The sequence below is a fragment of the Acinetobacter sp. FDAARGOS_559 genome (genome assembly GCF_003940475.1).
GTDB classification, from domain to species: domain Bacteria; phylum Pseudomonadota; class Gammaproteobacteria; order Pseudomonadales; family Moraxellaceae; genus Acinetobacter; species Acinetobacter baumannii.
Map to the genome: position 1 here is coordinate 1,196,312 of NZ_RKJG01000005.1, position 11,607 is coordinate 1,207,918.

Annotated in this window: 12 protein-coding genes; 9 read left to right on the plus strand and 3 right to left on the minus strand. The window is 39.0% G+C overall.

Annotated features, from left to right (window positions below):
- Positions 1–15: 15 nt before the first annotated feature.
- Together EGS71_RS07265 and surE are read right to left on the minus strand one after the other, a co-directional pair.
- Positions 16–846, minus strand: coding sequence for a peptidoglycan DD-metalloendopeptidase family protein (locus tag EGS71_RS07265; RefSeq protein ID WP_000550750.1), 831 nt, complete (start codon positions 844–846; stop codon positions 16–18).
- Between the two features lie 114 nt (positions 847–960).
- Complete coding sequence (surE, locus tag EGS71_RS07270) at positions 961–1,728, minus strand: 5'/3'-nucleotidase SurE (RefSeq protein ID WP_001023216.1); 768 nt, start codon at positions 1,726–1,728, stop codon at positions 961–963.
- Positions 1,729–1,830: 102 nt separating this feature from the next.
- Between surE and EGS71_RS07275 the strand changes: the two genes are divergently transcribed.
- From EGS71_RS07275 to EGS71_RS07315, 9 genes are all read left to right on the plus strand, one after another.
- Entirely contained in the window at positions 1,831–2,202 is a 372-nt protein-coding gene (locus tag EGS71_RS07275; protein ID WP_000846423.1) for an MCR_0457 family protein, read from the plus strand.
- A gap of 147 nt (positions 2,203–2,349) precedes the next feature.
- The gene (locus tag EGS71_RS07280; protein ID WP_000480885.1) at positions 2,350–2,772 is read left to right on the plus strand and encodes an MCR_0457 family protein; all 423 of its coding nucleotides are present in this window, start codon (positions 2,350–2,352) and stop codon (positions 2,770–2,772) included.
- Positions 2,773–2,898: 126 nt separating this feature from the next.
- Positions 2,899–4,047 (plus strand): D-alanyl-D-alanine carboxypeptidase PBP5/6, encoded by a 1,149-nt coding sequence (gene dacC, locus EGS71_RS07285; protein WP_000197255.1) that lies wholly within the window; start codon positions 2,899–2,901, stop codon positions 4,045–4,047.
- A gap of 99 nt (positions 4,048–4,146) precedes the next feature.
- On the plus strand, positions 4,147–4,692 hold the full coding sequence (locus EGS71_RS07290; RefSeq protein ID WP_001107199.1) for a gamma carbonic anhydrase family protein: 546 nt from the start codon (positions 4,147–4,149) through the stop codon (positions 4,690–4,692).
- 119 nt (positions 4,693–4,811) lie between these two features.
- Positions 4,812–5,300, plus strand: coding sequence for an NUDIX hydrolase (locus EGS71_RS07295; protein ID WP_000741964.1), 489 nt, complete (start codon positions 4,812–4,814; stop codon positions 5,298–5,300).
- A 4-nt stretch (positions 5,301–5,304) separates the two neighbouring features.
- Entirely contained in the window at positions 5,305–6,438 is a 1,134-nt protein-coding gene (gene mnmA / locus EGS71_RS07300) for a tRNA 2-thiouridine(34) synthase MnmA (RefSeq protein ID WP_001187604.1), read from the plus strand.
- A 13-nt stretch (positions 6,439–6,451) separates the two neighbouring features.
- Positions 6,452–7,186 (plus strand): high frequency lysogenization protein HflD, encoded by a 735-nt coding sequence (gene hflD, locus EGS71_RS07305; RefSeq protein WP_000229970.1) that lies wholly within the window; start codon positions 6,452–6,454, stop codon positions 7,184–7,186.
- A gap of 54 nt (positions 7,187–7,240) precedes the next feature.
- On the plus strand, positions 7,241–8,629 hold the full coding sequence (gene purB, locus EGS71_RS07310; RefSeq protein ID WP_000993080.1) for an adenylosuccinate lyase: 1,389 nt from the start codon (positions 7,241–7,243) through the stop codon (positions 8,627–8,629).
- An 82-nt stretch (positions 8,630–8,711) separates the two neighbouring features.
- Positions 8,712–9,353: a DUF2238 domain-containing protein gene (locus EGS71_RS07315; protein ID WP_000570324.1), complete on the plus strand. Its 642-nt coding sequence runs from the start codon at positions 8,712–8,714 to the stop codon at positions 9,351–9,353.
- 43 nt (positions 9,354–9,396) lie between these two features.
- Here EGS71_RS07315 and blp2 read toward each other — a convergent pair whose 3' ends face one another.
- On the minus strand, positions 9,397–11,583 hold the full coding sequence (blp2, locus tag EGS71_RS07320) for an Ig-like repeat protein Blp2 (protein WP_000196834.1): 2,187 nt from the start codon (positions 11,581–11,583) through the stop codon (positions 9,397–9,399).
- Positions 11,584–11,607 lie beyond the last annotated feature (24 nt).

The window sequence follows — 11,607 nt, forward strand, 5'->3', positions numbered from 1 at the left end:
TATTTAATGCATTAGCTAATTTGGTAAAAGATTTGCAGGGTTGATCGGTTTACCGTCAAGGCGAATTTGGAACTCAAGCATAACGCGAGATGCCCCTGAAGACCCCATTTCAGCAATCTTTTGGCCTGCAGTTACATTGTCACCACTCTTCACCATCATCTTGCTATTGTGGGCATACGCACTGATGTAACCATCAATATGTTTAATTAAAACTAAGTTACCATATTCTTTCAGACCATCGGCTGCGTATACAACTTGACCATCAGCCGCCGCATAAATCGGGTCACCTTGGTTACCACCATAACGGATTCCTTTGACATTATTCGCCAAATTAAAGCCTTGAATAACCGGACCGTTATTTGGTTTCACCCAACGTAAGCTTGAGCTTGGAATAGATGCTCCCACTGTTGTATTGGTTGATGGCGCAACAGTTGCTGGCGGTGGAGTGGTTGTGGTTGGTGCAGTAGTTGTCGGTAAAGCAATTGTTTGACGCTTAATTGGTTCCGGTTGCGCCATGACTTGTGTCGACACAGTTCTTGGTGAAGAAGATTTCTTCAATCGTAATGATTGATTAACATAAATACGATATGGCGGTGCAATACCATTCATCTCTGCAATACTGAGATAGTCCAGACCATAACGCATTGCAATACCACTTAAAGTATCACCTGAACGGACCGTGTAATAGTTAGGAGCCATTGCATAGCGAGAACTATTATTAATTTGTGGTTTAGAAGCACATCCTGCCATTGCAACAGTAAAACCTACAGCTACAGACAACATCATAATTTTCATTATTTTGTCTCTTTGAATATGCAATCTGCTTTGTTGCCCAGTTAAATGCATCGATCTCCCTCACTAAATGCTACAAATCATTTCGGCTAAGAGTACCAAAAAAGTAAGAGGAAACATGTTCCTCTTTTTCTTTATTCACAAAGTTATAACATTCGGCTCAGTTTATTACCCCAAACTGGCCTGCAAATCTTCTAAAACCGCATAGTTTGTTGCGTCCATCTGAATTGGCGTCACGCTCACAAAACCATTCGCGACCGCAAAAAAATCAGATTGTATTTGACTGGCAATACGCTGTGGATCAGTTACCGCCTCACCAGCAAGACCAATCCAGTAAACCTGTCTTCCTCTAGGGTCTACATGGCTGGTGATAGGTTTAGATTGAGCGCGGCGGCCTTGGTAAGTAATTTGAGTCCCTTTAAGCTGAGGTACATCTGGAATATTAATATTAAAAATATGTCGCGGTGGCAGTGCAGGTAGTCCTTTTGCAATAAAGTCATGTACCCATTTGGCAGCTTGTGCATAATCATCTTTATGGTCGTATGAACGTACATCAGGCCCAGCCAAAGAAACCGCAATTGCAGGTTGTTTCATTAAACGACCTTCAAAGGCGGCGCCAACAGTTCCCGAATATAAAACATCATCGCCTAAATTTGCGCCACTATTGATACCACTGACAACTAAATCAAATTCGAAATCAAATAATCCATTCATGGATAAATAAACACAATCGGCTGGTGTGCCATTAACAGCCCATACATCTTCAGCAATTTGAATAGGACGTAAAGGACGATCTAAAGTTAAGGCACTCGAAAACCCGCTTCTTTCACTTTCTGGAGCAACCACCACAACACGGCCTAGTGGTTTTAACGCGTCAGCTAAAGCTTGTATACCTGGTGCAAATACACCGTCATCATTGGCAATTAAAATATTCACAAAAAATCTTTCTCGACAAATAAACCCAGAGGTTTTCTCAATTGAATTATTTGTTGAATTATATATATTTATGCCTCCATAGCATTATAAAATTGTGAAAAAATGAAAACTTTCGCTCCTTTTTTTCAAGTATTGGGGATCAGTATCACATTGTGTACTCAAGCGGTTTTTGCTGATGAGGGTATCTCAACACAAGAAGCTGACAGCTTAATTAAAGATGACATTGCCTCTACTCAAGTCTTACAAGAAATTTGCCCTACTTTTGTTGGTGCAAATAAAAAACTTGAAACCAATACTCAAAAGATTATTGCCATGTACCTGAGTGGTTATTCCAATAAATCAATTACCTTCTCTGCGCTGCAAAATGATTCAGAATATAAAACCCTGTTAAGTGAAGCACGTCAGGCTGCCAAAGAAATGGATCACCACGAACAACATGAACTTTGTGAGGAAGTGGTAAATTATAAAGATTAAGAGCTTAGCTCAATCAGTACGCTTATCTTTGGGGTTTTCTGTTGAGATAAAGCAGAAAACCTACATAACAATACATTTTTTCCATTTTTTTAGCGTTTAAATTGTTTAAGCTATCGACATATTTCAAATTTTGGTTTCAGGTTATCCATGTTTATGAAAAAAAGCTTAGTTCAATCACTTTCTGTTGTTTTACTCATGACAATGGCAACAGTGGGTTATGCTGCTGACAAGAAAAAAACAGCTGAAAAGAAAACTGAAAATGAAAATGTTGTTGAAGTTACACCGTCCAAAGGTACTACACCGGAAGAATTAGCAGCAATTCAAGTACTTTCTGAAATTTGCCCAAGTTTGATTGGTAAAAAAGATGCCGAATTTGCTCAAGGTTATGAGCGTCTTGTAAAAGACTATTTACCAAATGAAGCCGATCCAGTTGCAGCTTTAGAAAAACGTAGTAAAGACAAGAGCTTCAAGAAAGTCTTAAAAGAAGCACGTAATGATGCAAAAGCTGCTGGTAACGAACAAAATACGTTAGTTTGCCAAGACGTGAAAGCTTATCAATCGCAAAACTAAATTAGTTAAAAACTCTCTAGTTACAATACTGTTTGAAAAAGCCGACTTCCCCCATAGAAGTCGGCTTTGCTTTATCCTAAAATGCTAGGCTCTTCTGCTTCATACAAGATATTGGAATTACCTAGAATGACTCGAAAAAGCGCTATTGCTGCACTCCTCCTCTTACCAAGTTTTTCTTATGCAGCAACTGTCTTATCAGCTCCGCCAGAATTAAATAATAAGTCTTATGTATTAATGGATTACGAGACAGGACAAATTCTCGCTTCTAAAAATGAAAATGAAAAGCTTGCTCCTGCTTCTATGACTAAAATGATGACAAGCTACATCATTGAACAAAAATTATTAAAAGGTGAGCTTACCGAAAATGAACAGGTTCGTATGAATGAATCTGCTTGGTGTAAAGGCAGTAGTTCTGAATCATGTATGTATGTTCCATTAAATGGCACAGCAACTGTTTTAGAAATGCTTCGCGGTATTATTATTCAGTCAGGTAATGATGCATCAAAAGCAATGGCTGAACATATTGCTGGGAATGAAGGTACTTTTGCTCACATGATGAACCAGGAAGCAAAACGTATCGGAATGACCAATACCCAGTTTATTAACTCAACAGGTATGCCAGCTGAAGGTCATTACTCAACTGCAAAAGATATGGCTGTTTTAGCACAACATATTATTAAAGACAGCTCAAAATACTACCCGATTTATTCTGAAAAAGAATTCACATTTAACGGTATCAAACAAGGTAACCGTAATGCTTTACTTTACACTGACCCAAGTGTTGATGGCTTAAAAACAGGCCATACTGATGAAGCTGGTTACTGCTTAACGACTTCAAGTAAACGCGGTCCAATGCGTTTAATCTCAGTTATTTTTGGTACACCAAGCATGTCTGAACGTGCTGACCAAACTCGTGCACTATTGGCATGGGGTTTTGCAAACTTTGAAACTGCAAATGTACAACCTGCAAACCAAGTTCTTGCAAAAGCTAAAGTTTGGTTTGGTAAAGAAAATGAAGTTCAGGTTGGTTTAGCTGAAAACTTTAATGTGACTATGCCTAAAGGCAAAGCGGACGGCATTAAAACTCAATTGGTTGTTCAACCGAACCTAAATGCACCACTTCAAAAAGGTCAAGTCGTTGGTAAGCTTGTTGCAAGTTTAGACGGTAAAGTTATTGCTGAAAAACCATTGGTTGCTTTAAAACCTGTTGAAGAAGCTGGTTTCTTCGCACGTTTAATTGACCATATCAAACAATTCTTCAGCAACTTATTCTAAATTTAAATAATTTTAGAATAGTTGAATTAAGCACTCATGCTATTAGCGTGAGTGCTTTTTTATTTTATACTTTTACTAAATTTTCTATTGATACTTCTCATGGCAAAAAATATCCGCCCTTATTTAGACCATCACCCACAAATTGATCCAAGCTGTTACATTGATGAAATGTCCGTGGTTGTAGGTGATGTTAAATTGGCCGAAAATGTTTCGGTGTGGCCTTTTGCAGTCATTCGCGGAGATGTAAACAGTATTCAAATTGGCAAAAACAGTAATGTACAAGACCACTGTATGCTACATGTCAGCCATAAAAATGATGCAAAACCTAATGGTTCACCTCTTATTATTGGTGAAGATGTGACAGTAGGCCATCATGTGACTTTACATGGCTGTACTATTGGTAACCGCGTACTAGTCGGAATCAATACGGTTATTTTAGATGATGTTGTTATTGAAGATGATGTGATGATTGGTGCGGGAAGCTTAGTTCCGCCTCGTAAAGTTTTAAAAAGTGGTTATCTTTATGTTGGAAGCCCTGTACAACAAGTACGCCCTCTAACCGAAAAAGAATTGGCATTTTTACCTTACTCAGCAAGACATTATGTAAAAGTGCAAAATAACCATAAAGATAATCAAATAAATTAAAACAAACCGAGTTTTTCAAACGATAGAGTTATTCGCATGCTCTATCGTTTGTAAGATGACCGTAGCCAAAAACCCCTAAATTTCGTATCATACGACTTTTAAATTCATGGTGCTTTTTTATGGCCGCATGGACTCCTCATGTCACTGTCGCTACAGTCGTAGAAAAAGATGGACGCTATCTTTTTGTCGAAGAACATAGCGAAGGTTTTGTACACACAGTGTTTAATCAACCTGCTGGTCATGTGGAATGTGGTGAAACACTAACAGAAGCAGCGATCCGTGAAACGCTTGAAGAAACAGGACATCATATAGATATAGATGCCCTACTTGGTATTTATACTTATACCCCCCCTATGTTTCCGGACCGTACTTATTATCGCTTCTGCTTTTTAGCGCATGTGACCCACGTCGAAAGCGACCCAAAACTTGATACAGGTATTGTTTCTGCTGTCTGGATGACTCTAGATGAACTTAAAGAATCTGCCCGTGCACGTAGTCCTCTTGTCATTAAAGCCATTGAAGACGCCATGAAAGGACAACATTATCCTTTAGCTCTTATTTATGAGCACCCTTTCTCTCCCTCATTAACTTCTCATTTGGATGCCTAGTCCTATGCAACAACGTGTCATCGTCGGTATGTCTGGTGGCGTAGATTCCTCTGTTTCTGCGGCGCTCTTACTTCAACAGGGTTATCAAGTTGAAGGCCTTTTCATGAAAAACTGGGAGGAAGATGACGGCACGGAATACTGTACGGCAATGGAAGATTTAGCCGATGCTCAAGCAGTCGCAGATAAAATCGGTATTAAACTTCATACTGCAAACTTTGCTATGGAATATTGGGACCGCGTATTCGAACACTTCTTGGCTGAATATGCAGCCGGTCGCACTCCAAACCCAGATATCTTATGTAATAAAGAAATTAAGTTTCGCGCATTTTTAGATCATGCCATGACCTTAGGTGCAGATTTTATTGCAACAGGTCATTATGCTCGTCGTGCTGAAACTGCTTATAACTCTAAAGGTGAAGCATATGCACCTTTATTACGTGGTTTAGATAACAATAAAGACCAAACTTATTTCTTACATGCAGTGCATGGCCGTGAAATTAATAAAACCCTTTTCCCGGTAGGGGAAATTGAAAAACCGGAAGTTCGTAGAATTGCTGAAGAACTGGACTTAGCAACTGCGAAGAAAAAAGATTCAACTGGTATATGTTTTATCGGTGAACGTCGCTTTAATGACTTCCTTAAACAATATTTACCCGCTCAACCAGGTAAAATTGTACTTGATAACGGCAAAGAAGTTGGTGAACATCACGGTCTGATGTACTATACGCTCGGTCAACGTGGCGGTATTGGTCTAGGCGGTATGAAAGGTGCATCAGAAGGTGCATGGTTTGTACTTCATAAAGATGTTGCCAATAACCGTTTAGTGGTCGGCCAAGGACATGATCACCCACTTATGCAAAGTACACAGCTTTGGAGTGAGGCCATTGACTGGGTAGCAGGCGAGCAAAATATTCCGGCTGAAGGATTACGTTGCACCGCTAAAACACGCTATCGCCAGCCTGATCAAGCTTGTACAGTGTTTATTGATGAAAATAGTGAGCATGGTGTTCGTGTTGAGTTTGATGAACCTCAACGTGCAGTTACACCAGGCCAAAGTGTTGTATTTTATTCGGATGAAGTTTGCCTAGGCGGGGGTGTTATTCACCATACAAACGCCCCTACACCAAATTTTATTTAAGGGAATGAATGGCATGGTGGAGTTACCCTTTCAACAATCACAAGCCTTGAATGTTCGCCAAAACCGTGCCCTTGCCTTGGCTGGGGTATTTCAAGCGGCCCAGCTTACGCATATGACCGCCATGACAGGTCAGCAAAGTATTGGTGAAAGTGGTAACTTTTATTTTGAGTTATTAATAAAGGCGAGTTTAAATATTCGCCCTACAACAAATAATAATGCTGTTCAGACGTTGGATTTTTTCAATCAATTGGCTGATATTTCGTTGGGTCTTAAAACTCTTGAAAATTGTATCACTCAGCCTTTTACCAATGCGCCTAAATCTCGTTTACCTAAAATGCGTAGTGCAAAACTTCCAATGTCTTATGCGATGTCACTTTTGCAGTTAGAGAAAAAGGTCTATAGCAATCCTGAATATGTGGCGATTATTGAAAAAGCGCAGCAAAAAATTTTAAAACAGCTTTCTTTTTTTGATAATAACTATTTACACCCAAGTATTTTAGCCAATTTGGCGCAAACCTATGTTGATACTGCCGGACAGATTAATCCACGCATTCTTGTTCGTGGTAATGCTGAGGCATTTAAAGATACCAACCATACCAACCGTATTCGTGCTTGTCTGTTTACAGGGCTACAAATGGCCCATTTATGGCGACAACTCGGCGGTAGTTCATGGAACATGATTTTTAGCAAACGTAAATTGCTACAGGATATTCAAGCACTTGCTCGTTTACAGTACCAAGTTATCTAAGGCTGTAACGAGATTATTTTTGTTTTATGTTTATTCCAGCATTAAGGAATCGTTATGAACGCTTTAACCGCACTATCACCATTAGATGGACGTTATGCCAGCAAATGTGATGCGCTACGCCCTTTTCTTTCTGAGTTTGGTTTAATTCATGCTCGTGTCACTGTGGAAGTGCGTTGGTTACAAGCGCTTTCTAACCGCCCGGAAATTGTTGAAGTTGCTCCTTTCTCAGCTGAAACAAATGCAGCTCTAGATGCAATCGTAAGCAACTTCTCTGAAGAAGATGCGAACCGCATTAAAGAAATTGAACGCACAACTAACCATGACGTAAAAGCAGTTGAATACTTCTTGAAAGAGAAAATTGCAGGTATTGCTGAATTACAAAATGCGGGTGAGTTCATTCACTTTGCTTGTACATCAGAAGACATCAATAACTTGTCTCATGCACTTATGCTTAAAAACGGTCGTGAAGTTTTAGTATCAAGCATGAAGCAAATTTTAAATGCAATCTCTGCTTTAGCTACAACTCATGCTGAACAACCGATGTTGTCTCGTACACATGGTCAAACTGCTAGCCCAACAACTTTGGGTAAAGAAATGGCGAACGTTGCATATCGTTTAGCTCGCCAAATCAAACAATTTGAAAATGTTGAATTACTAGGCAAAATCAATGGTGCAGTAGGTAACTACAATGCTCACCTTTCTGCTTATCCAAATGTGGATTGGCCAGCGCATTCACAAGCTTTTGTTGAATCTTTAGGTTTAACATTTAACCCATATACAACTCAAATCGAGCCACATGACTATATGGCTGAATTATTTGACGCATTACGTCGTTTCAATACAATTTTGATCGACTTTAACCGTGACGTATGGGGTTATATCTCTTTAGGTTACTTCAAGCAAAAACTTAAAGAAGGTGAAGTTGGCTCATCAACTATGCCACATAAAGTTAACCCAATCGACTTTGAAAACTCTGAAGGTAACTTAGGCATTGCAAATGCAGTGTTGGCTCACTTAGGCGAAAAATTACCAATTTCTCGCTGGCAGCGTGACTTAACTGACTCAACTGTACTTCGTAACATGGGTGTTGGTTTTGCTCAAAGCTTAATTGCTTTTGATGCTTGCTTAAAAGGTATTGGTAAACTTGAACTCAATGCAAACCGCTTAAATGAAGATCTTGACCAAGCTCAAGAAGTTCTTGCAGAGCCAATTCAAACGGTTATGCGTCGTTATAACGTTGAAAAACCATATGAGAAGTTAAAAGCATTAACTCGTGGTCAAGCAATGACGCGTGACATGATGGTTGACTTCGTAAATGGTAACGAACTTGCTCAAGTACCAAGTGAAGAGCGTGCTCGCTTAGCTGAGCTTACACCTGCAACTTACACAGGTAATGCTGCTGAACAAGCTAAACAAATTAACGAATTAATTAGCAAAATCTAATTAAAAAAGTTATAAAAAGCGAAGCTTAGGCTTCGCTTTTTTATTACACTCATACAAATCAGAATAAAGACTTATTTATAAAATGATCGAAAAAGAATTCAAAGTTAAACACTATATTGCACTTGGCCTGCTTTTTATTGCCATTATCATTTCAGGTATTCAACCACTTGAGTTTGAGGCTTATTTGCTTCATCAAGCTGGCACTGTTTTTATGGTGATTCTGCTTTTTATTATTTTCAAAAAAATTGGACTCGATTTCTTAAGTTTTACTTTTTATCTACTGTTTTTATTAATCCATATTATTGGTGCTCACTATCTCTACTCCTACGTTCCATACAATGACTGGATACAACAGGTGTTCCATTTCAACCTAGATCAATATATGGGCTGGTCCCGCAATATGTATGATCGTTTAGTTCATCTTGCCTATGGTGTTTTGCTCTATCCTCTTATTTATCGTGTATTCCAAGTATGGTTACCCACTGCACGTCCTTTTTCTTTATTCTTACTTGTAGTCCAGTTTGTGATGGCGTCTAGTGTCTTTTATGAACTGATCGAATGGGTAATTGCAATCGGGCTATCACCTGAACAAGCTGAAAATTATAATGGGCAACAAGGTGATATGTGGGATGCACATAAAGACATGTTACTCGCTACAATTGGTGCAATCCTCTATGGGCTAATCGCTCTTCTCACAACACCAAAAAATCAAACAATAAATTAAAAAAGCGCTCATTGAGCGCTTTTTACATGTTGTCTCAAATACCCTAAATAACTGGATAAGTTTGATCTAAAAGGTTTTGTAAAACCGAAGAAGTTGTATCAGGTAAAGGATGACCAGCATTTGATGTTGTCTGACCAACTGATGCATTTACTTCGATTGGCTCAGATGCCTGAGTCATTTTTAACGCTGTTGATGAGAGAAGTTTTGCGATTGGGTCTGATTCACTAGCCGTAGAACTTTTTAATAAATCATCTAAAGGAACTGATTTCTGCGGGTTATTCGTCTCAGTTGTTGTATTTTGCGCTACCTTTAAAGTATGCAATCCGACACTATCTGCCAAAGATGGTCCCTCTGTACTTAAAGTATCTACTGAAGTTTCAGACAGACTCGCAGCCTTTGGAGCAACTACATAAAAGGTAAATGGAGAACTTGCCTCACTGGTAAGGCCTGCCGCATCAGTTTGAGTCAAAGTAATAGTATGCTTACCAAGAGCTAAGTCTTTATCAAATGTAAATGACCAAGATCTACCACTTGTTACCGTCACAACTCCAATTGCAACACCATTATCATAAATCGTAAGAGTTGCATTTGCTTCACCTGAGCCTGTAAGTTTTGGTCTAGCATCGTCAGTTTCAGAACCAGCCGTTATAGCTCCTTTAACAGCACCTACATCATCATCTACGCTATTTAATATAGGTTTTGCTGGTGGTGTTGTATCTTTTGTACCTACAATATCAACAATTTCAGACTTATTTCCAGCATTATCTATAGCTGATACCGAAGCATGTTTATTATCCGTTAAAGCTGGTGAAATAGAAATTGTAAATTTTCCATTCGCATCCGCTGTTCCACTACCAATTACCTTCCCTGTTGTATCTTTAATTTCAATTTTGGCATTGGCCTCAGCCGTACCAGTTACAGAAGTACCATCTGTATTAATTTGAACAGTCGGTTTATCTGGTGCAATCGAGTCAAAGCCTGGCGTAATTTCAACTGGTTTAGATACATTACCAGCAGCATCTTCCACAACCACTGTGCCCTTTTGCGCCTCTTTTAAAGCAGGTGAAAGTGTAATTTGAAATTCACCTTGAGCATCGGCGGTCCCACTTCCAATCACTTTACCATCGGCATCTTTTATTTGAACTTTTGCATTTGCTTCAGTTTTACCATGGATTACCGATCCTTCTTTATTTACTTCAACAAAAGGAGAGGCTGGTGGTATGGTATCTTTACCCGCAATAATTTTAACTTCCTCAGATTTGTTACCCGCAGCATCTTCGGCAACCACTTTACCGCCCGCTTCACTGGTTAATGGTGGAGTAAGTTTTAAAGAATAAATACCATCTTTATTCGCAAAAACAGTTCCTAATACTTTGCCAGTGGCATCATAAACAGTGATTTTTGCATTTGCTTCTGCTTTACCTGTCACTAAGGAACCATCATCACTCAATTGAGCTTGTGGAACATCTGGGGCAATTGTATCTTTTGTTCCTGTTACCACAGTAACTTTAGAATTATTTCCAGCCGCATCTTGGGCAATAACATTTAATTTATCCCCATTCACTAACGGCTTATCTAATTTAATCGTGTAATTTCCGCTCGCATCAGCAACACCTGAGGCCACTGTATTACCTGCTGCATCTTTAATGTAGATTTTCGCATTTGCTTCAGTTTTGCCAGTCACTGTCACAGTATCATCAGCAAGCGTAGCTGTAGGAGCAGCAGGTGCTATTAAATCGGGAGTACTGGGTGAATCATCTTTGTCATCTTTATCAAATGCCCAAAGATATAAACCTTCAGCGGCTAAAACTGCTAAGCCTGCTTTTAGTACATTACCCATTGAAAAGCTTGGATCATTATCAACGGCCATTGTTGCAGCTGAAGGACTCGTACTGGTATAGGCCAAATCCGTAACATGATTTAAGCCTCTATAATCTATAACCTTACCTTGAGCATCAAATTGTGCTTCAACAAATTTTCCTTGTTCAGTTGGAAAAACGAGTGAATGCTCTGTTGTATTCGTTGCTTCATTAAAGAAATTTTCTAAGACAATTGTTTCTCCATTTTTTAAATGGATGACTAGACTTCCACCCTGCTTTTCCATCGATGCGATATCTTTTTGACTTACACCAATTTGAATAATAGTAGGTTGGTTTAAAACCACCTTATTGAGCTGACCATCTTGCAGAACGTCCAAACCCTCTTTGGATGCTACAATTATTCTTGTCATTATTTCCTGTCCTAAATTTCAGTT